The sequence below is a fragment of the Pedobacter albus genome (assembly GCF_036324255.1).
GTDB lineage: Bacteria > Bacteroidota > Bacteroidia > Sphingobacteriales > Sphingobacteriaceae > Pedobacter > Pedobacter albus.
Map to the genome: position 1 here is coordinate 1,106,156 of NZ_JAZDQT010000002.1, position 22,373 is coordinate 1,128,528.

A 22,373-nucleotide genomic window follows, 5' to 3' on the forward strand; every position below is an offset into this window, starting at 1 on the left:
TTTGTGGGCTATCTATTCACAATTTGATTTAAAGCTGATCGTAAAAAGTAAGCAATTGCTTAACGCCTTCAACGGTGCTTAAATCGGGTTTGGTTTCATTAACGTATTTAGTCAGTTCAGCTTCTTTGTTGGCCAGTACGGCCAATATCGATTTTTTGTTCAGCTTCACTTCTTCCATGCTATGGTCTGGCCTTACGATGTAATATTTGTTAGCGGAGGCTACTTTTTGGGTGGTAATGGCAGAATTATACTCTCTGTTTTCTTTTAGATATTTGGCATCGCGGTGTACGAATTTCGTTTTGCCATCGTACAAAATCTGATAAAAAAACTTGTTCCCCGCAGCAAGTATGCGGTAAATGGCATGGCCTTCGTCAACCAAAACAAATTCTTTAACGGCATCAACAAACTTGTTGGCATTGCCCTCCGTATCTTTAAAATACAATACATTTTCGATCTGGTCGTATTTGATGGGAACATCTTGATACTTCTTGCCGTCGGTGGTTATAATGATTGCCTTGCTCCAATCTTTGGTCAGGTAGGGATCGCCAACCAGTTCAGTCTTTGTTCTGAGCTCCACGGTATTGCCGCTTACATCCTTAAGGTAGCCGATATTTGTTTGTGCCTTTGCCCCCCATACCATACTTAGCAACACCACAACCGCTATTAAAATTTTCTTTTTCATTACAGCCAACATTAAAATCGCTCAATTAAAGTAAGTTACGAAAAATGATGCGTAACCTGTTAAACAATGGCTCTATTATCTACAAAAAAGGGTTTTAGACCGTAATCTAAAACCCTTTTGCTTTGTCGTTTATTTTATTTCCAAACCGGATTTTGGGTATAGTTTGGGTTGGCCAAAATCTCTGCCGTAGAAATTGGCAGGAAGTATTGCTTTTTGGCCGAGGTTAAGTTTACAGCACCTCCACTGTTGTCGTCGGGCGCCAAAGGCAAACGGTCAATGGTCAGGCCTCTTCTTCTCAAATCGAAATAGCGATGGCCTTCCCAGGCCAGTTCCCTGAAACGCTCCAGGTAAACGTCGGCAACTGCGGTTGGTTTATCGGCGTAAGTGGCCAGGTCAACATAGCCGGTGATGCGGTTTCTTCTCAAGGTATTCACATCGCCAACAGCCAATAAATAATTTTCTTTTTCGGCATAGGCTTCGGCCCTGATCAGGTACATTTCGGCTGTTCTGAACAATTTAATGTCGGCAAGGTTTCTTGTTGCGCTGTTGCCACCATAGTATTTTGAAATGAGGTTAGGGGTTTTGTTGGTTCCCCGGCCTGGCGTAATTTTCAGGTAATTGGCAAACCTCACGTCAACAAGCGGTGTAGTGGCCGTTAATGCCGCAATTATTTTTGGCGAAGCCGCAAATTCTACAGCGTTTGCGGTAGAAGCAAAAAGATCGCCGATACGGGCATCGCCGCTCACGCGTTTCAGCTTCCAAACCACTTCGTTGTTGCCGGCATCTGTCCAAATATTAGGAAACTGGCTGATGGTTGCCAACGGAATGGCATTAATTACCTCGGTGGTTGCCGCAATGGCCAAATCCCATTTTTGCTCGTACAAATAAACCCTGGCCTGAATGGCGGCCACGCCCTTATTGGTAATCCTTGTGTTATCGGCAAAAGAGGTTGGGATTAATCCTTTGGCAGTTGTGAGGTCTGCTTCAATTCTTCCAAACGACTCGGCCACGGTTAGCCTTGAAGGCTTGATAAATACCCCAGCTGTTTTTTCGTCGATATAGGCGATGCCCAAATCGGTTCCGTTGTAACCCGAAGCATAAGATTTGAGCAACTGAAAGTGTGCATAGGCCCGTAGCGCCAAGAGCTCGCCCTTAACCTTGTTTTTGGTAGCCGTTTCGGTGGTAGAAGTAGCCTGAACACGGTCGAACGCAATCAGCACCTGGTTTACGCGGTTAATGGTTGCATACAGGTTTACAAAGTTGTTGGCCAAGGTACCATCGCTAGAATCGTATTCCCAACGGTACTGGATAGCGCCCCTGCCTGTATTGTTTTCAATCGGGTAATAAGACTCGTCAGACAGGTAGTTGGACAAGTTGATGTCGTTATTTCCCAAAGCCGCATAAGCGCCTACCAATCCGCTTTCCAAATCGGCCACAGAAGTAAAGGCAACATCTCCGGTAATCGAATCGGTGGGTTTTAAATCTAGATCTTTATCACAACCCTGCAATAACAAGGCGGCTCCGAGAACCGGGAGGATAAAGTATTTTTTTATGTTTATCATTTTCATGCTATTTAAATTAAAAATCAACTTTCAGACCAAGCGTATAAGTTCTGGCATTTGGATATTCGAATGCCGCGATGTTGTTGTTGTCTTCCGGATCAAATCCTCTCCATTTGGTCCAGGTATAAAGGTTTTGCCCTTGTAAAAACACCCTGATGCCAGAAGCATACTTGATTTTGCTCATGAGCTTTTTAGGGAAGGCGTAGCCAATGTTAAAGTTCCTGAAACGGATGTAAGAGGCATCCTGAAGATCGGCAGAAGAAAATCTTCTTACCGAGCTGATCGATTGTACATCGGTTACATCACCCGGTTTTCTCCATCTTTTTAAAACCAGGGTAGATACGTTTGAAGTGGCGAAAGTTCTGTTTTGGGTAAAGAAATCTTCGTTGTTGAACCTGGTTACCTGATCTGCAAACGAGAAGAAAGCATCAAAATACAAACCTTTATAGCTGGCGCTCAAGTTAAAACCGCCCTGAAATACGGGCTGATAGGTTCCGAAGGTTGCCTGCGATTGGGTAGCGGCGTTGTAGTTGGTGGTAATGGTACCGTCGAGGTTGTAAAACATCGGCTCGCCTGTTTGGGTGTTCACACCTGCATATTTTACCTGGTAGTGCGATCCAAAAGGAAGGCCTTTCCTAACGATACTTGTTCCCAAAACAAATTCGTTCACTTGGCCAAGGTCGGTAATCTCGTTTTTGTTGTAGTTGAAGTTTGCACCCAAGGTAACTCTCAAATCGCTTTGCGAAACCACATCTACCTGTACGTCGGCCTCGATACCTCTGTTGCGCATTTTGCCGGCATTAACGTTTAGCGATCCGAAACCAGATGTTGACGATAAGCTTTGGCTGATGAACAAGTTAAAGGTGTTTCTGTTGTACCAATCGAATACAAAGCGTGCCCTGTTTTTCCAAACAGAGAAATCTACGCCCAAATCAAGTTGTTTTTGGAACTCCCAATCGTATTCTGGGTTGCCCGGCGAAGTTTGGGCGATACCGGTTGAGGTTCCGTACCTGGTATTGCCATAGGTTTGGAAATAGCCAAAATCAGAGATAAAAGGCGCTGCCGTTAAGCCATAGCTTCCTCTTACCCTCAACTCGTTTAGCCAATCGATTTTAGCGATAAAATCTTCTTTTTTGGCATTCCAGCTGGCACCAACCGACCAAAATCCTTTGTACCTGTTTGCACTTGGAATGGTTGACGATCCATCATAACGATAGCTACCTGTAACGGTATATTTATCGTCGTAGGTATACCTGGCGCTCGAAATAAAAGAAGCCAACAAACTTTGCGAGCGGTTACCGGTTAAGAGCGGAATAAACAAATTGGCCGCCGAGCCTGGGGTTACGCCTGCAGGTGTGCCCTGTAGTTTCGGATTGATGCCATAACCTGTAGTAGACAAGGTTTTAAATTTCACCCTGTTCATTTCAAACAAAGCTTGGGCCTCAAAATCGTGCTTCTCGTTAAGCGTTTTGGCAAAAGTTAAACCGCTGGTAGAAGTAAGCTGCAGGTTTCGGGTATAGGCTTCGGTATAGCGGCCCTGGTTGCCCGGAAAGCCGAACGCCGCCGAGTAGCCAGAAAATGGAACCGTAGTTCTGATCCCGTTGGTTTCCCTATAATCGATACCAAATGTGGTTTTGGCATAAAGATCGTTGGTAATCCTGTATCTTAAATTGGTGCTGAGGCCCGCTTTGGTTTGGTTCGATTTGTTTTGCGAATTTAACAAAGCATCCAATGCGGTTGCGCCTTCCCTTGTATCCAGCAATTCGTAGCCTGGAGGCAGGGCGGTAGCCGCATTATAGGCGGTAATCAATTTGCCGTTAACATAAGGCAGCTCATAAGGCAATGAATAGTAGGCCGCCGAAAACGGATTGTTTCCGTTGGTGCTGTTTTCCTGCTCAATCAAAGAACTGTTGCTGAAACCGGCATTCACATTGGCCGAGCCCGACAATCTTCCTTGGTTAAAATCGACATTGGTTCTAAACGAATAGCGCTCTATACCCGATCTAACGGCAATACCTTCTTGTTTGTAATAGTTGGCCGATGAATAGAACCTAAAATTCTCGTTTCCGCCACTGGCATTTACTTCATGCTCTTGGAACTTTCCTTTTTGAAAGAAGATATCCAGGTAAGGCGATTTAATCCTCGACAAACTATCGAGCATCTGCGCATTTCTTGCTTTTTCGGCCGTGCTCAAGCCTGCATTGGCAGGGTTTTTTGCCGAAAGATACCAACCCGGACCCAAGGTTAAGTTGTTTTCCAAGCCTACTTCTTCTTCAAACTGCAAGCGTTGTGTGGTATTTAGCATTTCAAATTTCGGACTGGTACGGTTAGAAAAGCCGAATTGGGTATTGGCACTGAAAACAACTTTGCCTGCTTTACCTCGTTTAGACGTAATTACGATAACGCCGTTCGAACCCCTCGATCCGTAGATGGCCGTCGACGAAGCATCTTTCAACACCGTAACCGATTCGAAATCGGCAGGGTTCAACGTAGAAAAAACACCTGTTTCAATCGGAATTCCATCGAGCACGTACAAAGGTTGCGTAGAACCATTGATAGAGCCGATACCCCTAATGGTTACACGGGCATTTGAGCCTGGCTGGCCTGATCCGGCAGTTACGTATAAACCCGGTACGCGGCCCTGTAAAATCTGGTCGATAGATCCTACCGGAATGTCGTTGATCTTTTCAGACGTAACCTTGCCCACGGCTCCGGTTACCTTTGTTCTCGAAGCGCTTCCATAACCCGTTACGATTACTTCCTGCAGCGATTTTTCGTCGCTCTCCAGCGATACGTTGATGGTTGTTCTGTTGCCAACTACTTCTGTTTTGGTTAAGAAGCCCAAATAAGAAAATTCAATAGATTCGATGGAAGATGGGATGGAAAGGACATAGCGGCCTTCAACATTGGTTTGGACACCGATATTAGTGCCTGTGGCTTTAACGCTTACGCCGGGGATTGGCAAGCCATCGGCCGCGCCAAGAACCCGTCCTGTTATTGTTTTGTTTTGCGCCGCTGCCGTAAAGGCAAAAAGCATCAAAAGAAACAAACTTTGTAAAAGTTTTCTCATAAAGAATGGTTTTTAGTTAGTTAAATTTTTCCGAATTGAATGCCGTGAAAGTAGCACAGCCGCGCCGGTTTTATTAACAAAACTTTAACAAAGGTGATTTTAGCACAAGGCCCATCTTGCTCTTTTTGAGCAAGTTAGAACAGCCGTTTTTTACCCTAAAACAGGCATAAAGAATTATTGGGGCGAGTTTCTAAACGAAATCCGGCCCTCAAAATCCGTAGGGTTATTTAAGGAATAAGGCTCCCGCTAGGCAAGCGGGAGAAAGGAGGAATTTTGGTGCGATTTGGCTTAGTTTACCAAAAACAGGGCATTGGTAAACAGCTGTTTTCCGTTTTCCCAAAACGAGCGGAAAAGCACATCGGTACCCAGGTAAACTACAGTGCCCCGGCCTACTTCCTGTACACCGAAAAGCATACCAGCATTGAGCTTTTTCTTCACTTTTTCGCCAGCCACGCCAGCCATGTAGCTGTTGGCTTTTAAGGTACCTACGTTCCAGCCGTTTTCTAAGGGCTCGTAAAGCTTTTCGTCGGTTTTTAGGGTATAGTAATATTTGCCCAATCCTAAGGCCAACGGGTGGCTCTGATCGAGGCTTACCTTATAAATAGCGCCAGGAATGGCATTTTCGAGGTCGTCTTTGTCTTTTTCGGCATACCTGCGCTCGGTACTTTCTTTTTCGTCTTTTTTCGCGTACTCTTTCTTCTTGATCTCAAACGGCTTCTTGCCCAGCAGCGAGGTAATGGCATCTTCCATTAAAATCAGTTTGCCTCCTGCATTGAGCCAGCTGCCTAACTGTTCGGCCATTTTATCGTTATAAGAGCCATCGGGCATAATAAGCACATTGATCTTATTGATGTCTAAATAAGCAGCAGACTGGGTGCTGATCATGGTAATGGGATAGCCTAGTTCCTGCTCAAAGAAATGCCAAACTTCGCCAACGCCACCAGACGAAACTTCCTGTCCGGCTACTACCGCAATTTTAGGTGTGGCCAACAGGCGATAAACCGACGACCCGAAATCTTTGCCCTTTTCTACATAGCCACTGGCAATAGGGAAAAAGGCCACGTTAAAATCTTTGGCGGTTTCGGATAAAAATTGGCCAAAATCTTTCATGCTGCGTTCGTTTTCGTTGCGGTAAACCAGCAAAGAGCCAGCAGGATAGATCTTGCCACCAATGGTAAAACCTTCTTCGGCTATCCGTACCTTTACTTTTTGCTTCTGCAGGGCAATCAGCACTTGTGCATCGGCTACCGAATTCCATGGAATAACCCAGGCGTAGGGCTTAGCCAAGTTAGGTGGCGTTTCTTTTTTCTCTTCTATAAAATTAAAGCTCCCGGTTATCGCCTCTTTAACGGCATAGGCATTTAAGCCATAGGCATAAGGCAAAGCCCAAGCCGTAATATCGTAGGTATTCGAATCGGTTACCTTGGTTTGAGGTTCAAAAAGCACGTTGGCCATTACCGAGTGGGGCTGCTGCAGATTAACAATCAGGTCGTTACGCTCTACCTTAAAGCTCTCGGTTTTTTGGGTTTCGTAGTTATAGCCGTTCAGGGTACGCTCGGCGCCAAAGGCAAAGGCAATGTGATTGTTTTTCAACAAATCGGCCAGTTTGCGCAAACGCGAAATATTCTGGGCCTTTACAATATAGGTGGTATAAGCGCCCGGCGGATTGCTGGTACTTTGTTCGAAGTATTTTTTATACTCGCTCATCAGTTTTTCGGCATTGGCCGATACCGTTTCCAGCGTAGCCATCGAGGTGGTAAAATGGTGGTCTATCCTGTCTTTCAAGGTCAGCGTATCTCCATCGGCAGTAACTACCGCCAAGCCGGCCCTGATTCCGCCCTGCTCATAAGTCATACCAATAGCCCCATTGTACAGCGGGTAGGTATCGCCATAAGAAGGGTACAACAGATCGAAGCGCTCTTTGGTAAAATATTGCCAGCCGTTTTCGTCGAAATACTTGGCGTTGTTTTTTCCAACAATAACCTGAAACTCCCTTTGCCAAGGCGTAATATCCTGATGAACCGGCTCTGCCGCAGGGGCAAAATAATAAGGTTCGTTATAGCCCTGTTCGTGAAAATCGACATGCACTTGGGGCATCCACTGGTGGTAGGCCGCCAAGCGCTGCTTGGTTTCAATCTGCGTTTGCCAAGCCCAATCGCGGTTAAGATCGTAATAATAGTGGTTAGGTCTGCCTCCAGGCCATGGTTCGCTATGTTCTCTGGCCGAAGGATCTGGATTAGGTGCCTTGCCACTGACCATATTGTAGTAGCTGACGTACCTTTCCCTACCATCGGGATTTAAACATGGATCTATAATCACCACCGTGTTTTTGAGCCAGTCTTTGACATGGCTTTCGCTGGCCTGTGCCAAAGTGTACAGCACCCTCATCGAGGTTTCGGTTGAATTGGCTTCGTTGCCATGCACGTTATAGCTCAGCCATAAAATAGCCGGTTGCTTGCTCATTTTGGCTGGTGTTTTGGTAACGCTCGAAAAATTGAGGTTATTGGTACGGATCTGCTCCAGCTTATCCATATTGTCTTGATCGGAAATAACCGCCAGCAACAGCTCGCGCCCCTCGTAGGTTTTGCCGTAGGTTTGCAACTTGATGTTTTTGTTTAGCGAGGCTACTTTTTTGAAATAATCGACAACCTTTTGATGTGGGGTAAAGTGGCTTCCCAGCGGATAACCCAAGAATTCGTCGGGCGACGGCGTTTGTGCCATTGCACTTGAAATACCTAAACAGCACAGCAATAAATAGAGTAGCGATCTTTTCATATAACGGTGATTAATAATCAATAATACTAAAAAGAATGCTTTTTTTAGCTTTGCATTTGTAATTTTACCTCAACTTATCCGCTTGCAATGGTCCATATCGAAAAGCTTTACCAATATTATTTACAACACCCCATCGTTTGTACAGACACCCGCAGCATTAGTACAGGATGCCTGTTTTTTGCCCTAAAAGGCGAAAATTTTGATGCCAATGTATTTGCGCAACAGGCTTTGGAACAGGGTGCGGCCTTTGCCATTGTAGACAACGAGGCTTATGCTACGAACGAACGGTGCCTTTTGGTAAACGATGTACTGACTACCTTGCAGGATTTGGCCAAGCACCACCGTCAGCAACTTCAAATTCCGGTAATTGGTTTAACGGGCAGCAATGGCAAAACCACCACCAAAGAGCTCATTAGGGCTGTTTTGGCCGAAAAGCATGCTACTTTTGCCACCAAAGGCAACCTGAACAACCACATTGGCGTGCCGCTTTCCATTTTGTCGCTAACACGCGAGGTTGAAATGGCTGTTATTGAAATGGGCGCCAACCATCAGGGCGAAATTGCCATGCTGTGCGAAATCGCCCAACCTACCCACGGCCTCATTACTAATGTCGGTATGGCGCATTTAGATGGATTTGGAGGCTTTGAAGGCGTGAAAAAAGGCAAGGCCGAGCTTTATGCCTACCTGAAAAAAACGCATGGTTTTGCCTTTGTAAACCGCAATAATCCTTACCTCATCGAAATGAGCGAAAGGGCCGAACTGAACAAAATTGTTTATTACGGAACGGAAGAAGGCAACAGCATAACGGGCAAATTGTTGCACAGCGATCCGCTCATCGAGCTGGAATGGCATACGGCCAGCGAAAGCCATCAGGCCAAAGCCAACCTAACCGGAACCTACAATTTTGAGAATATATTGGCCGCCATTTGTATCGGACATTTTTTCGGGCTAACTGCAGCCCAGATCAACAACGGATTGGCCAATTACTTTCCTACCAACAATCGTTCGCAACTGACCAAAACAGAAAACAATACGGTTATCTGCGATTTTTATAATGCCAACCCCAGCAGCATGAGCGCTGCCTTGCATAACCTGAAAGCGCTGAGCGCCCAGCACAAAACGGCCATTATTGGCGATATGTTCGAACTTGGCGAAGAATCGGCCGAGCAACATGAAAAAGTGGCCAAGCTTGCGTCGGAGCTTGGAATAGAACAAATTGTTTTGATCGGCAAATATTTTTACGCACTGAAACACGACTACAACGGACAGTTTTTTGCTACGCCACAAGAAGCATCGGCTTACCTTAAGGCCAACCCGGTTAAAGACAATCTGGTATTGCTAAAAGGCAGCAGGGGCATGGCTCTGGAACAGTTGTTGCCTTTGCTATAAACGAATACACTTGCGAAGTTTAACTTTCAGTTTTGTTTGTTTTCAACGGTAAAGTTGAGGGCTACGCCGTTTAAAAACTTCGCAAGTGTGGTTCTACATTTTTCCGATCTGGTCTAAAGCGCTTTTCAGGTCTTCTTTAATGGCATCAGGCGTATCCGGATTGGCAATCATACGGTTAGCAATGGTTTTGAATTTCTCAAAATCCTTAGCCTTGATGAAAAGAATAGCCTTTACATAATCTTTAAGGTAGGCCTTTTTGGCATCTTTTGCCGGCAGGGCGATACTTTCGAACTTGGTCAACAGCGGCGCAAGCTTGCCTTCTTCGGCCAATACCGGACCAAAGGTCATCATGGCGTTGCACAAATGTTCGAAATCTACCTTAGCTGGGGTATTGTCTAAAAGGATATTGAATTCTTTGATTGCCTCGTCGGTTTTCTTGCTGTTTAAGAAATACTGCGTTTGGAAAAAATGATAGATAAAGAACGATTTTTCGGGAATGTATTTATCCAATATCGTTTTTACAGCTGCAAAATCCGGCTCTTCCGAATCGCCCTGGATGGCTCCAGAAACGGCATAGCCCAAGGTAAGGCCAATAATGCGTTCTTCAACATCTTGCGCCGTATATTTGCCGCCCTTCACAATTTTGTCTTTATTGGCAATGATATAGGCCAGCGATTTTTCGTCGGGAAGGGTTTCTATATGGTTCATCACCAGGTCGATCAAGTCGGCATTGCCCACAATATCGGCTTGTTTGGCCAGGTAATCGTTGCTGATCTGCGTAAAATCCTCGTCCTCAAATTGGGTAGCCATGGCTGCAAATTTTACGAACTGGGCATTGCTCAGCTCCATCGCCTTGCTTTTTAAGGTAAAAAACTGCGTTTCCGGATTTTTGGCGGTTTGGCCTAAGGTTACAAAATCTGCCGCCTCGTGAAAACCGACGCCTTTGTGCAGGATATTGCCATTGGCGTTGATAAACAACAGGCTGGGATAGGCCGTAACCTGATATTGCTCGGCTAGTTTTGGACCTTCGCCTTTTTCCATATCGTACTTCACGTTAACGAAATTGGCATTGAAATAATCGGCTACCGCCTGGTTTTTATAGGTTTCGGCATCCATGGTTTTGCAGGGGCCGCACCAAGTGGCATAGCCATCCAAAAAAATCAGTTTGTTTTCCTTTTTGGCTTTTTCCAATACGGTACTCCATGCCGGATTATCCATGAAATTAATTTCGGCCGCATTGGCAAATGCAGTCATCAAAAGCAGGCTCAATGCCCATACTAATTTCTTCATCTGTGATATTGTTTCTGTTGCCTTAGTGGGCAAATTACGATTAATCTTAAGTTTATGGCTACTGCTGCTTGCTGATGCTCAGGCCAATATCGCTAATGCCCAGCAAAGGATTGTCGCGCATGTTCTGCTCGATCTCTATTTCATATTTTCCGGCTTTTGGAAAGCGGAAGTTGCTAAGCAAAGGGAAAGTGTTGGTATAAATATCTCCCGATCCCTGCCCCAGCCATTCGCCATCGGCTTTGGCCAGCTTAAATTGATAGCGCGTGCTTTTTTGCAGTCCGTTGCCTTTCAAATGCACCATCACATAGAGGTTGGCATAGCGATAATCTGTGGTATGGCGCAACCTGAACCTGATTTGGTAAGGCTGATTGGCCGCCTTCACCTCTACCGTGGCCTTCAGGCTTTTGGCATAGGCCCAGCTATTGTCGGCAATGCTTTGGTTTACATCGAGTACTTCGTTGCTCATGCAACCCGAAAACATGATCAAAGCGACCAAAAACAGGAAAACAGAATTAAGCTTGTTCATTTTTTGGTGGGGTGCCCGATGGATTGTTCGGCTTATTTTTGTTACGGTTCTTATTGCGGTTACGGTTGTTGCGATTGCCTTGTTTCTGCGCTTGTGCCGGCTGATTTGCACCACCTTCTGCTACTGGCTTAGGGTTTTGTTGTTGCTTTTGTGGCTGTTGCCCCTGTTTAGGCTGCTGGTTTTTGCCTTGCGCAGGTTTGTTGCCTTGCGGCTGCGCTTTTGCCTGCTGGTTTTGATTTTGGCCACGCGGCTGATCGCCCTTGTTGTTTTTGTTGCGGTTACGGTTGTTGTTGCGATTTCTGGCTTTCTCGTCTAAACGGGTCAAACTGTCTTGGCCAACCACATTTTCGTAATCGTATACTTTCTCTACAACTACGGCTGGTTTTAGCGCTACGGCTTCCTCCTTGAGGTTTACCGGTTTTTCGCCACGTTTGTTCATGGCCATGATTTCTTTGACGCGGTCTACCTTGAGCGGGATCCAATCTTCCTGATTGGCATAGCTGAACCACATCAGTTTTTTGAAGATATCGGTTTTTTGATGGCGGGCCACACCGATTTCGGTATGCAGCGATTCGATGCGATCTGGAATATCTTTAAGCGCATCCAAATAGGTATCTAGCTCGTAGTTAAGGCAGCATTTCAGCTTTCCACACTGTCCGGCCAGTTTTAAGGTATTTAACGAAAGGTTTTGGTATCTGGCCGCCGCAGTTGATACGGTTTTAAAGTTGGTGAGCCAGGTAGAGCAGCACAATTCCCTGCCGCACGAGCCAATGCCGCCCAAACGGCCGGCTTCTTGGCGCATCCCGATTTGGCGCATTTCAATCCTTACACGGAAGGTTTCGGCCATTCTTTTAATCAGCTCCCTAAAATCTACACGGCCTTCGGCAGTATAAAAAAAGGTGGCTTTGGTTTTGTCGCCTTGATAGTCTACGTCGCTGATTTTCATCGACAAACGCAGATCAAGTGCCAAGGTACGTGCCTTATGCATGGTTTCCCATTCCATTTCCTTGGCCAGTTTCCACTTTTCTACATCGGTTTCGGTGGCTTTGCGGTATACTTTGCGGGTAACCTGGTCGAGATGCGTTTTGCGACGTTTCATCTGCATGCGCACCAGTTCGCCGGTTAGCGAAACGTGGCCCACATCGTAGCCTCCGGTTGGCCCTTCAACGGCCACCAGTTCGCCTATTTCAAGGTAAATGTTGTCGTTGTTTAAGAAAAACTCTTTCCGAGAGCCCTTAAATTTCACTTCGATTACTTGAAAAGGTATATAATTAGCAGGCATGTCCATGTTAGACAGCCAATCGTGTACTTCCATTTTCTGGCAGCCGCCCGTTAGGCAAGAGCCATTGCTTTTACAGCCAGCAGGGGCGCAACCGCCTCCTGTTGAACAACTTCCACATCCCATATTAGTTGTATATATATTGAGTCCCCTGAGGGAGCGTTTTAAATTTTATTATTTTAACTAATTGTAAAGATACATCTAAAAACAGAATTTTCGGATTCGCATTGCGCTCAATGTGGTAATGCGCCTGTTCCAATTCGTTAATCAAGGCCTCTACCATGGCCAAATCCAGTACCTTTTCCGACAGTTTTTGTGCCACCTCGAGCGTTTGTGGCGGTAATTTAACCAATTCGTAGGCACCGCTAAGCAGCAAGCTGCACTCGCGTAAAAAGTTGATGCCGTACTTTAAAAAATTCTTTTGGTTCTCTCTTCCCCAGCCCGCGGCCGTATCGGTAAAGGCAATCATGGCCGGTACGCGGTTGCCAAAACCCAACCTCAGCCATTCGGCAAACAGGCCTGCATTGTTGTTGGTTACATCGTTGAGCAGGGCATTGGCTTCGATTAGGTTGCCATCGGCCAAAAAGCTGTATTCGATGGCCTGTTGTGCAGAGAGCTGTGCCTTGTTGATGAGGTAGTTTTCGACCACTTCGTCGGCCAGTTTGGGTATCTTCACAATTTGTGTACGCGATAAAATGGTAGCTAAAATCTGCTCCTGGTTTTGCGCCACCAAAATAAAAAGGGTATTGGCAGGCGGTTCTTCAATGATTTTCAGCAAGGCGTTTCCTTCCTTGTCCAAAAACTCGGGCAGCCACATGATCAGCACCTTGGTATCGGCTTCAAATGCCTTGTAGCTCAGTTTTTTGATGATATCGTGGCACTCGGCAATATTGATATTCGCCTGTTTGTTGTCGGCACTTAATTTAGACCGCCAAATATCCAGGTCGAAATAAGGTTCTTCCAGCAACAGGCTCCGCCATTCGTCGAGCACATCAACGGCGGTTTTTACATCTTTCGAAGCAAAAAACGGGTAGGAAAAATGCAAGTCGGGGTGGATATACTTTTCGTACTTGCGGCACGAAGCGCACTCTCCACAACTATCGGTAGCGGTTCTGTTTTGGCAGTTGATGTATTGGGCATAGGCAATGGCCAACAAAAGCGCCCCATTTCCGGCCGGCGCCAAAAACAGCTGCGCATGGCTAACCCTGTTTTCTACAACGGTTTGGATGAGTTGTTGCTTGATGTTTTCCTGTCCGATAATCTCTTTAAACTGCATTGGTGCAAAATAAGAAATAGATTTGAGATGTAGGCCAGGAGATGTGAGATTTGACTTGCGCCGGGTATTGCGTACTGCGATAGGCGTATTGAGAGATGCGTATGGCGTATTGAGCTTGGCGGATTGGGATTAGAAAACGGATTGGAACGCTATACGTAAATCTCTGGCATTGTAAAAATTTAATTGATATATCAATAATTGATAATACATTTATATATTTGCCTCATGGAGAATCTCAACGATACGATGCTTTACACTTTAGACAAGTGTTTTAGGACCTACAACCAGTTTGCGCAACGCAATGTGCGCCAGGCGGGCTATGACATTACCATAGACCAATGGCTGATTTTAAAAAGCGTGGCCGAAAACCCGACCATTACGCAAAACGACATCAGCAAGATTGTGTTTAAGGACAATGCGTCTATTACCCGCATTATCCAATTGCTGGTTGGCGCAGGCTATTTGGTACGCGAAGCCCATCCTTCAGACCGTAGGCGGGTAACACTCACCTTAACCGACAGCGGCTATCAGGTAACCCAAAAAGTGAACGAAATAGCTATCGAAAACAGGGCCAAGGCCTTAAAAAACATAGATGAAAAAAGCATTGAACAGATGCGACAGTTGATGCAGCAGATCATTGCCAATTGCCAGCAATCCTGACAAAACAATAAACCAAACACAAATGAAACCAACAAACAAACTCTTTTTATTAGGGCTTTGCCTCCTGATGGGCTTTAGGCTCTATGCACAGAACCCGGCTCCAACATTGTGGATTACGGTACTAGACGAACAACAAAAACCCGTGGCCAATGCCACGGTAGAACTGCACAAAGCCACAGACAAAGCCTTGGTGAAAGCCGCCATCAGCAATGAGAAAGGCCAGGCCGATTTTCGGGCCATCGCAACCGGCCAGTATTATGCTACGGTTATTGCCGTGGGCTTTGGCACCAAAAGCAGTACCCCTTTTCAATTGCCAGCTACGCAAACCCTAACTGTTAACCTGAGCACAAGCGCCAAAAACCTGCAAGAGGTAACTATTGTTTCGCGCAAGCCTTTTGTGCAACGCAGCCAGGGCAAGACCGTGGTGAATGTAGATGCTGCCGTAACCAATGCCGGCACTACGGTTTTAGAAGTACTCGAAAAGTCGCCGGGGGTAATGGTCGATAAAAACGGAGGCATCAGTTTGCAAGGCAAGGCCAGCGTTTTGGTGATGATAGACGACAAGCCTACTTATCTTTCGGGCACCGAACTGAACAACCTGCTCAGCAGCATGAACTCGTCGCAGGTAAACCAAATCGAGTTGATTACCAGTCCCTCGGCCAAGTACGATGCCAATGGCAATGCGGGTATCATCAACATCAAAACCAAGAAAAACAAGCAGGAGGGCTTTAACGGAAATCTATCGGTTAACCTCGGCCAAGGCAAATATTTGAAGAGCAACAACTCGCTTTTGCTTAATCTGCGTTCGGGCCGGATCAATACTTTTGTCAATTACAGCTACGGCTATTACAAGGGCTACACGTCTATTTATGCCTATCGACAGTACTTCGACAACCAAGGAACGGTTACTTCGGCGCTCGACCAGCCTTCGTACCTGAAAAGCACCAACAGTCCGCACCTGCTCAAAACAGGGCTTGATTTTTTTGCTTCCGACCGCACCACGATTGGCCTTACCTTAACCGGCAATTTGGTTTCGCGTACGGGCGTGAGCACTGCCGTGGCTACCTGGATGAGCAAACAGGTTACCGATTCGGCCATCAGCACCATTAGCACGAGCGATTTCGGCCTTAAAAATGGAGCGGTTAACGTTTATGCCCGTCACAACATCAGCAAAACGCAGGATATTGGCTTTGATGTAGATTACTTGGGCTACTCGATAGACAACAATCAAGCTTTCAACAACATCCGAACTGGAGCCGTGGCTTACAACCAAAGCTCAAAAGGCAGCATTCCTTCCAAGCTCCACATCTTTTCGGCCAAAGCAGATTATGTATTACAACTCGGCAAAAGCGCCAAGCTGGAAGCAGGAGCAAAATCGTCGAACATCAACACCGACAACCAGGCAAACTACGAATTGCTGAACAATGGCAACTGGGAAGCAGACCTGAACAAAAGCAACCATTTCAAATACCAGGAAAACATCAATTCGGTTTACAGCAGCCTAGAGCACAAGTTGGGCCGTTTAAGCTATCAACTGGGGCTTCGTTATGAAAATACGCATTACGTAGCCGACCAAGAGGGCAACGCGATCAAAGCAGGAAGCCGTTTTACCAAAACCTATCAAGATTTTTTCCCATCGGGCTACCTTACGTACCAAGTCGATTCGGCCAATGCCCTAACTTTGACCACAGGACGCAGGATTGACCGTCCGCCTTACCAAAAGCTGAACCCTTTTGTGTTTATCATCAACAAATACACTTATCAGCGTGGCAATCCGTTCTTCTTGCCTCAATACACCTGGAATTTCGAGCTGAGCCATTCGTATAAAAACCTGCTCACTACGGCGGTTTCCTACAGTGGCATTAAAAATTATTTTTCGCAACTGTTTCTGTCAGAAGGCGACGATATTTTAGTGTACACCGATGGCAACGTGGGACAAATGCACAATTTGGGCGTAGCCGTAACGCTTCAGGTATCGCCGTTTAAATGGTGGTCGTTGACCGCACAAAGCAATTTCAACTACAAAAAGCTGAGTGGTTACCAGAATGTAAACTACCAATCGTCGGTAAAACAGCTGCACAACAGCATGAACAACCAGTTCAGGATCAGCAAAACGCTGAATGCCGAATTATCGGGCTTTTACACCACCAAAGCGCGCAACGATTTGCAGGAGTTGCTTTCGCCAACCGGACAGGTATCGGCGGGTTTGGCCAAGACCATATTCAAAGGCAATGGTACTTTAAGGCTTACCGCACGTGATATTTTCCATACCCAATCGATGGAAGGCTTAACCGATTTTCCGGGTGCCAACGAGTATTTTATTTTATGGCGCGATACCCAGGTATTTAACGTTGGATTTAGCTATCGTTTTGGCAAACCGTTGAAAGCCGCCAAACGCTCGGCAGGCGGGGCCAGCGACGAAATCAACAGAGCGGGCACCTAGCAGGGGGTCTGGGGTCGGAAGTCTGGAGTCTAAGCCCAAGACTATGGACTATGGACCATCAACCATGGACTATTGACTATCGACTATGGACTATCGACTATGGACTATCGACTATGGACTCCAGACTAAATCGCTATCTTTGGCCCGAATATGGCACGTATCCTGGCTTTTGATTATGGCACCAAACGTATCGGCATTGCCGTAACCGATCCCTTGCAACTGATTGCAACAGGACTGGACACCATTCACCCGAAAGATATTGTAGACTACCTCAAAAAATACATGCTCCATGAGCAGGTAGAGGCTTTTGTGCTGGGCGACCCCAAACAAATGGACGGCACGCCTTCCGAATCGGCACAGCACGTCAAAGGCTTTTCCACCATTTTAAAGAAGAATTTTCCGGGCATTCCGCAACATTGGATCGACGAGCGTTTTACCTCCAAAATGGCGCATCAAACCATTATGCAAAGCGGCCTCAAAAAAACCGATAGGCGCGACAAGGAGCGGGTAGATACGATATCGGCCACCATAATTCTGCAATATTTTATGGAACAACACCGTTTATAAGCACAATGATCAGCGAAGAACTACAAAGCCTTTTGTTAAAATATGCAGAACCCGAAGACTCGCTTTTGCAACATATTGACCGCGAAACCAATTTAAAGGTACTGATGCCACGCATGCTGAGCGGGCATTACCAAGGTCGGGTATTGAGTATGCTGAGCAAGATGATAGGCGCCAGAAGGATTTTGGAAGTCGGCACCTTTACGGGCTATGCCACCTTGTGTTTGGCCGAAGGGCTAACCGACGACGGCCTCATTTACACCCTCGACATCAATGCCGAGCTGGAAGACATGGTGCGCGGCAATTTTGCCAAATCGCCATTAAACCCAAAGATCAAATACATTATTGGCGATGCCCAGCAAAGCCTCCAACATATCGACGAAGTTTTCGACTTGGTATTTATTGATGCCGACAAAAAGAATAACGGCACTTATTACCACCTCATTTTCGACAGGGTAAGACCGGGCGGAATTATTATTGTGGATAATGTGCTGTGGAGTGGAAAAGTGTTGGGTGGGGCGCAAGACAAAGACACCAAAAACATTAGTAATTTTAATGACGAAGTTGCGAATGATCAACGGGTAGAAAAATTAATCCTTCCCGTTCGCGACGGACTGTTTGTGATCAGAAAAAAATAATTCGAGTTGGCAATTGTCAATTGACGGTTAGCGTTGGCTAACATTTAATCAAACAATTTAACAATGAAGAAAATCCTTACCGTATGCCTGTTGCTCTTATCGGCGCTTTTTGGCAAAGCACAATCAACCGAAGATTATATTGCCGAACATGTAGAACATGCGCAAGAGCTGATGCGCGAACACCAGCTACCGGCCAGCATCATCTTGGCCGTTGCCATCCATGAATCGGCCGCCGGCAAAAGCAAGATTGCCCGCTACCTCAACAATCATTTTGGCGTAAAAGGCGCCAACAGCAATACCGAGATCCGATCTTCATACCGCGATTACCCAACGGTCGACTCGTCATACAACCATTTTGTTTCCTTTTTGCACAGCAGGTCTTATTTTGAAGTGCTTTTTGACAAATACGACCAATACGATTATAAAAACTGGGCACGGGGAATCCAAAGGGGAGGCTACGCACACAGCCGTTCGTGGGCCTCGCAGGTGATTGGCTTGATTAAAAAATACGAACTTTACCTTTACGACGAGCGCCCCGACGGTTATGAAGAAAAACCCGATCCGATAGTTGAAGCTCCAGCAAAAAAATCGCGCACGGCAAAAAGCACCAAACGTAGCAAATCCAGTTCGGCAAAAACCTACACGGTTAAGAAAGGCGACAACTTGAATAAGCTGGCCGAACGCTTGGGCACTACAGCCGCCTCGCTCATGCAAAAAAATGGACTCAAATCATCGGCCCTGCAACCCGGACAAAAACTTAAACTCTAAAGAAGCGAGCTTGTGAATACCACTAAAACCAATACACCCTCATGAAGAACTCCATCCTCTTATTGGCCTTGGCCACCTTGCTGTTGGCCGCCTGTAAATCCAGACAATACAGCCGTAACAACAAGCAAATCGAAAAAGCCGCCAACAAAGAAAATCCAAACTTCACCAATTATACTACGCTGAGCTATATCGAGGCTTTTAAAGGCGTAGCCATCGAAGAAATGAATGCCTATGGTATTCCGGCCAGCATTACCTTGGCCCAAGGCATCCTCGAATCGGGCAGTGGCAACAGCTCTTTGGCCAAATATGCCAACAACCATTTTGGCATCAAGTGTACTTCTGATTGGAGAGGCAAAGCTTATTACAAAGACGACGACCAAGCCAACGATTGCTTCAGGGTGTATAAAGATGCCCGCGAATCGTACAAAGACCATTCGGAATTTTTAAAGCGCAAACGCTACAGCTTTTTGTTCGAACTGGACAAAAACGACTATAAAAACTGGGCTTTAGGGCTTAAAACCGCTGGCTATGCCACCAATCCGAAATACCCCGACATGCTGATTACCACCATCGAAAAGTACAAGCTGTACCAGTATGACCAGCCTGAAAGCGAAAGGGAAAAAATTAACCGCGAGGATCGGGTATTTACCGAAATCAATGCCAATATCCCGCTAGAAAAAAAGAAATTTACACCAGTTGATGTAGCGCCCAAAGATCCGCCACCAACACAATCCACAACCACAACCGTTCCGGCACCTGCCACCAGTACAGACGGCTATTACACCGTGAAACAAGGCGATACGCTTTTCAGGATTGCCCAAATGTACAAGTTGAGCGTTGACGATTTAAAGGCCTTAAACAAACTGAGCGACAACAACATCAAGGTTGGACAAAAACTTTTGGTAGTTAAATAATGTTAAGAGCAAATAAAACTTTTGGCATAAATTGTAGTTTTGTTAAACCATGAGATTTTCGGTTGTCTTACTTTTTCTGTTGTTCAGCACCAAGCTTTTTGCCCAAAACAAGCCCGTGCAGGGCTTTGTGGTTGATCAAGACAGCAAATTGAGGCTGGCCAAGGTATACATTTACAACCCAAGTTCTGACGAAGGCATTTACAACAACACCAAGGGAGAGTTTACGGCCAACGTAAAACCCGGCGATACGCTTTTTGCCGCCTTAAGCGGCTATGCCATGGACACGGTGATCTACAAAGGCCAAAGCGCCATTGTGTTTCAGCTCAAGTCGCTCAGCATTAAACTCAAGGAAGTACAGATTGTAGGCAAAAAACCAACACCACAGGAGCAATACAGCCAAAACCTGAAAGAATATAAATCTGCCCTGCAAAGAGGAAGTACCAAAGATCCTTTTTCGCTGGGGCCATCGGGTGCGGGCTTGAGCATTGATGTGATTTATAACCTGCTAAGCCGTCAGGGACGGAATGCGCGCAGGCTACAAGCCATTTTAGAGCGCGACTACCATGAAGCCATTATCGATTACCGCTTTAGGCCCGATTATGTAAAAGCGGTGACTGGCATCAACGACGCTGATTTAAACGATTTTATTGTGCAGTACCGCCCAACCTACCAGTTTGTGCTTACGGCCTCCGACTATTCCTTTGTACAGTTTATCAAGAATAGCTATGCTTCGTACAAACGCAATCCGGCGGCTTTTAGGCTTCCCAAACTGCCAAGACTGAGCTTACAGACCAACCCATGAGGCCCTGGATTGTTGTTTGGTCCAAATTGCCGGCCAGTGGCATGGCGCTTTTCCCTTTCATTTTGGTTAAAAACCACGCATTAAAAACCGACAGATCTTTAATCAACCACGAGCAGATCCACCTCAGGCAACAATTGGAATTGTTGGTTATCCCTTTTTATGTGTTTTACCTGCTCAATTACCTCATTAACCTATTGCGTTTCCGCAACCATCACCAAGCTTATCTACAAATCTGCTTTGAGCGAGAAGCCTTTGCCAATGAGCTCGATTTCGATTATTTGAAGCAACGAAAACTTTATCGCTAGATCAGCTTTTTGAACTAATCCGAGAAATCATCAACCATAAAGTCTTTTATTTTTTCACCCCCTCAAAACCTTAAGCAGTACGTTCAATACCATAAAGCGTCGCCTCCTTAACTTTGCATCATTGCGGTTGCAAAAAAACCAATTCTTATTGTCCTTAATTCCTTAATGGTTCTCCCAAGCGTTTTGCTCGTATCTTCTTAGTCGCTTTCTGTTTACCTTCAAGGCAATCATCATCAAAACTTTTATTGTTTTTTCACCACCTAAGAACCCTAAGCCGTATGCTCAATGTCGCAAAGGTTCGCCTCCTTAACTTTGCATCATTGTGGTTACAAAAAACCGATTCTTATTGCCCTTAATTCCATAATGGTTTACCGCCCAAAGCAATCACCATAAAAACTTTTATTAGCTGTTATTTTTCTTTTTCTTTGTAAAACAATGAAGAACACACTACTTAGCCTGCTATTTGTCGTTATCCTTTCGTTTCATGCCGTGGCCCAAGAGGCAGACACCATTCCTATCTCTACCAAAGATTTAGATATTAGGCTCAAACGTAGTCCGCTTCCTTCGCGCATGGGTACACTCCAGTTTCAGCCCGTAGTGCTAAAGCCAGCCTTGGTCAATGCCAAGGTCAATTACTGGAAAACCAAAACATCGGTGGGCATCAACATCAACCAGGCGGCTTTTAGCGACAACTGGAAAGGCGGGGGCGTAAACTCTTTGGCCATTGGTGGATTGGTCAACTACAAAGCCGAATACAGCAAGGAAAGCTACAGCTATGTAAGCGAGGTGATTTTGCAATACGGCAAAGTAAAAAACAAGGCACAGTTGCAAAAGAAAACTACCGACCGCATTTACTGGGACAACAAAGCAGCCATACAGCTTTCTAAAAACTGGTATTTCTTCGGTTCCATCAACTTCGAATCGCAGTTTGACAAGGGCTTCTCCTACAGCAAGGATGCACAAGGCAACGAAAAAGAAAATCTTTTGTCTAAATTCATGTCGCCGGGCTACCTCACCGAATCCATCGGTTTTGAGTACAAGCCCAACAAGTTTTTCTCAACCCGAATTGGTACGGGTACCGCCAGACAAACCTTTGTGCTCGACACGGCCATTTGGCGTACCAACTCGAATAACTTTGGGGTGGTAAAAGGCAAAAATTTCCGAAACGAGCTGGCCTTTCAGATTGTGAGCAGTTTTGAAAAAGAAGTGTTTACCAACATCATGCTCAAAACCCGCTACAACATGTTTATTCCTTACGATAATTTTGGGCACATCGACCATCGCTTAGACGTAAACATCATGGCCAAGGTTAATCGCTATATCAACGTTTCGCTTACCGGCGTAGGCTTATACGACAGAGATACCGACCTTAAAATACAGGGAAGCCAAACACTCGCCCTTGGGCTCATGTTTACCTTCCCCAGATAGTT

At 45.8% G+C, this 22,373-nt stretch carries 18 protein-coding genes; 10 read left to right on the forward strand and 8 right to left on the reverse strand.

Annotated elements, in window-relative coordinates:
* Window positions 1-28: 28 nt before the first annotated feature.
* From VRU48_RS14665 to VRU48_RS14680, 4 genes are all read right to left on the reverse strand, one after another.
* A complete protein-coding gene (locus VRU48_RS14665) occupies window positions 29-682 on the reverse strand; it encodes a hypothetical protein (RefSeq protein ID WP_330108665.1) in 654 nt (217 codons plus the stop codon).
* Between the two features lie 134 nt (window positions 683-816).
* Entirely contained in the window at window positions 817-2,244 is a 1,428-nt protein-coding gene (locus tag VRU48_RS14670) for a RagB/SusD family nutrient uptake outer membrane protein (protein WP_330108666.1), read from the reverse strand.
* Between the two features lie 16 nt (window positions 2,245-2,260).
* Window positions 2,261-5,314, reverse strand: coding sequence for a SusC/RagA family TonB-linked outer membrane protein (locus tag VRU48_RS14675; RefSeq protein ID WP_330108667.1), 3,054 nt, complete (start codon window positions 5,312-5,314; stop codon window positions 2,261-2,263).
* Window positions 5,315-5,602: 288 nt separating this feature from the next.
* Complete coding sequence (locus VRU48_RS14680; RefSeq protein WP_330108668.1) at window positions 5,603-8,089, reverse strand: M14 family metallopeptidase; 2,487 nt, start codon at window positions 8,087-8,089, stop codon at window positions 5,603-5,605.
* Between the two features lie 87 nt (window positions 8,090-8,176).
* On the opposite strand from VRU48_RS14680, the gene VRU48_RS14685 reads away from it, so the two are divergent.
* The gene (locus tag VRU48_RS14685; RefSeq protein ID WP_330108669.1) at window positions 8,177-9,478 is read left to right on the forward strand and encodes a UDP-N-acetylmuramoyl-tripeptide--D-alanyl-D-alanine ligase; all 1,302 of its coding nucleotides are present in this window, start codon (window positions 8,177-8,179) and stop codon (window positions 9,476-9,478) included.
* A 93-nt stretch (window positions 9,479-9,571) separates the two neighbouring features.
* On the opposite strand, the gene VRU48_RS14690 is transcribed toward VRU48_RS14685, so the two are convergent.
* Genes VRU48_RS14690 through VRU48_RS14705 form a run of 4 tightly spaced genes read right to left on the reverse strand, consistent with a single transcriptional unit; the run spans window position 9,572 to window position 13,849 of the window.
* Entirely contained in the window at window positions 9,572-10,768 is a 1,197-nt protein-coding gene (locus tag VRU48_RS14690; protein ID WP_330108670.1) for a thioredoxin family protein, read from the reverse strand.
* A 58-nt stretch (window positions 10,769-10,826) separates the two neighbouring features.
* Window positions 10,827-11,294, reverse strand: a complete 468-nt coding sequence (locus tag VRU48_RS14695) for a gliding motility lipoprotein GldH (RefSeq protein WP_330108671.1) — start codon at window positions 11,292-11,294, stop codon at window positions 10,827-10,829.
* On the reverse strand, window positions 11,281-12,699 hold the full coding sequence (locus VRU48_RS14700) for a PSP1 domain-containing protein (protein ID WP_330108672.1): 1,419 nt from the start codon (window positions 12,697-12,699) through the stop codon (window positions 11,281-11,283). Before VRU48_RS14700 ends, VRU48_RS14695 begins: the two co-directional genes overlap by 14 nt.
* 1 nt (window position 12,700) lies before the next feature.
* Window positions 12,701-13,849, reverse strand: a complete 1,149-nt coding sequence (locus VRU48_RS14705; protein WP_330108673.1) for a DNA polymerase III subunit — start codon at window positions 13,847-13,849, stop codon at window positions 12,701-12,703.
* A 225-nt stretch (window positions 13,850-14,074) separates the two neighbouring features.
* Between VRU48_RS14705 and VRU48_RS14710 the strand changes: the two genes are divergently transcribed.
* The 9 genes from VRU48_RS14710 (at window position 14,075) to VRU48_RS14750 (ending at window position 22,371) form a co-directional block, all read left to right on the forward strand.
* Window positions 14,075-14,509 carry a MarR family winged helix-turn-helix transcriptional regulator gene (locus tag VRU48_RS14710; RefSeq protein ID WP_330108674.1) on the forward strand — a complete coding sequence of 145 codons (435 nt, stop codon included), beginning with the start codon at window positions 14,075-14,077 and terminating at the stop codon, window positions 14,507-14,509.
* Between the two features lie 22 nt (window positions 14,510-14,531).
* The gene (locus VRU48_RS14715; protein WP_330108675.1) at window positions 14,532-16,952 is read left to right on the forward strand and encodes a TonB dependent receptor; all 2,421 of its coding nucleotides are present in this window, start codon (window positions 14,532-14,534) and stop codon (window positions 16,950-16,952) included.
* A gap of 150 nt (window positions 16,953-17,102) precedes the next feature.
* Window positions 17,103-17,519, forward strand: coding sequence for a Holliday junction resolvase RuvX (gene ruvX / locus VRU48_RS14720; RefSeq protein WP_330108676.1), 417 nt, complete (start codon window positions 17,103-17,105; stop codon window positions 17,517-17,519).
* A gap of 5 nt (window positions 17,520-17,524) precedes the next feature.
* Window positions 17,525-18,154: an O-methyltransferase gene (locus VRU48_RS14725; RefSeq protein ID WP_330108677.1), complete on the forward strand. Its 630-nt coding sequence runs from the start codon at window positions 17,525-17,527 to the stop codon at window positions 18,152-18,154.
* Window positions 18,155-18,217: 63 nt separating this feature from the next.
* Window positions 18,218-18,922 carry a glucosaminidase domain-containing protein gene (locus VRU48_RS14730; protein WP_330108678.1) on the forward strand — a complete coding sequence of 235 codons (705 nt, stop codon included), beginning with the start codon at window positions 18,218-18,220 and terminating at the stop codon, window positions 18,920-18,922.
* Between the two features lie 41 nt (window positions 18,923-18,963).
* A complete protein-coding gene (locus tag VRU48_RS14735; protein WP_330108679.1) occupies window positions 18,964-19,836 on the forward strand; it encodes a glucosaminidase domain-containing protein in 873 nt (290 codons plus the stop codon).
* A 49-nt stretch (window positions 19,837-19,885) separates the two neighbouring features.
* Entirely contained in the window at window positions 19,886-20,638 is a 753-nt protein-coding gene (locus VRU48_RS14740; protein ID WP_330108680.1) for a hypothetical protein, read from the forward strand.
* On the forward strand, window positions 20,635-20,943 hold the full coding sequence (locus VRU48_RS14745; RefSeq protein ID WP_330108681.1) for a hypothetical protein: 309 nt from the start codon (window positions 20,635-20,637) through the stop codon (window positions 20,941-20,943). Before VRU48_RS14740 ends, VRU48_RS14745 begins: the two co-directional genes overlap by 4 nt.
* Window positions 20,944-21,378: 435 nt before the next feature.
* On the forward strand, window positions 21,379-22,371 hold the full coding sequence (locus tag VRU48_RS14750) for a DUF3078 domain-containing protein (RefSeq protein WP_330108682.1): 993 nt from the start codon (window positions 21,379-21,381) through the stop codon (window positions 22,369-22,371).
* The last annotated feature ends 2 nt before the right edge of the window (window positions 22,372-22,373 follow it).

Excerpts from the sequence above, each read along its gene's own strand:
- VRU48_RS14665 (WP_330108665.1), bottom strand. The coding sequence starts at position 682 with ATGAAAAAGAAAATTTTAATAGCGGTTGTGGTGTTGCTAAGTATGGTA.
- VRU48_RS14670 (WP_330108666.1), bottom strand. The coding sequence starts at position 2,244 with ATGATAAACATAAAAAAATACTTTATCCTCCCGGTTCTCGGAGCCGCC.
- VRU48_RS14675 (WP_330108667.1), bottom strand. The coding sequence starts at position 5,314 with ATGAGAAAACTTTTACAAAGTTTGTTTCTTTTGATGCTTTTTGCCTTT.
- VRU48_RS14680 (WP_330108668.1), bottom strand. The coding sequence starts at position 8,089 with ATGAAAAGATCGCTACTCTATTTATTGCTGTGCTGTTTAGGTATTTCA.
- VRU48_RS14685 (WP_330108669.1), top strand. The coding sequence starts at position 8,177 with ATGGTCCATATCGAAAAGCTTTACCAATATTATTTACAACACCCCATC.
- VRU48_RS14690 (WP_330108670.1), bottom strand. The coding sequence starts at position 10,768 with ATGAAGAAATTAGTATGGGCATTGAGCCTGCTTTTGATGACTGCATTT.
- VRU48_RS14695 (WP_330108671.1), bottom strand. The coding sequence starts at position 11,294 with ATGAACAAGCTTAATTCTGTTTTCCTGTTTTTGGTCGCTTTGATCATG.
- VRU48_RS14700 (WP_330108672.1), bottom strand. The coding sequence starts at position 12,699 with ATGGGATGTGGAAGTTGTTCAACAGGAGGCGGTTGCGCCCCTGCTGGC.
- VRU48_RS14705 (WP_330108673.1), bottom strand. The coding sequence starts at position 13,849 with ATGCAGTTTAAAGAGATTATCGGACAGGAAAACATCAAGCAACAACTC.
- VRU48_RS14710 (WP_330108674.1), top strand. The coding sequence starts at position 14,075 with ATGGAGAATCTCAACGATACGATGCTTTACACTTTAGACAAGTGTTTT.
- VRU48_RS14715 (WP_330108675.1), top strand. The coding sequence starts at position 14,532 with ATGAAACCAACAAACAAACTCTTTTTATTAGGGCTTTGCCTCCTGATG.
- ruvX (WP_330108676.1), top strand. The coding sequence starts at position 17,103 with ATGGCACGTATCCTGGCTTTTGATTATGGCACCAAACGTATCGGCATT.
- VRU48_RS14725 (WP_330108677.1), top strand. The coding sequence starts at position 17,525 with ATGATCAGCGAAGAACTACAAAGCCTTTTGTTAAAATATGCAGAACCC.
- VRU48_RS14730 (WP_330108678.1), top strand. The coding sequence starts at position 18,218 with ATGAAGAAAATCCTTACCGTATGCCTGTTGCTCTTATCGGCGCTTTTT.
- VRU48_RS14735 (WP_330108679.1), top strand. The coding sequence starts at position 18,964 with ATGAAGAACTCCATCCTCTTATTGGCCTTGGCCACCTTGCTGTTGGCC.
- VRU48_RS14740 (WP_330108680.1), top strand. The coding sequence starts at position 19,886 with ATGAGATTTTCGGTTGTCTTACTTTTTCTGTTGTTCAGCACCAAGCTT.
- VRU48_RS14745 (WP_330108681.1), top strand. The coding sequence starts at position 20,635 with ATGAGGCCCTGGATTGTTGTTTGGTCCAAATTGCCGGCCAGTGGCATG.
- VRU48_RS14750 (WP_330108682.1), top strand. The coding sequence starts at position 21,379 with ATGAAGAACACACTACTTAGCCTGCTATTTGTCGTTATCCTTTCGTTT.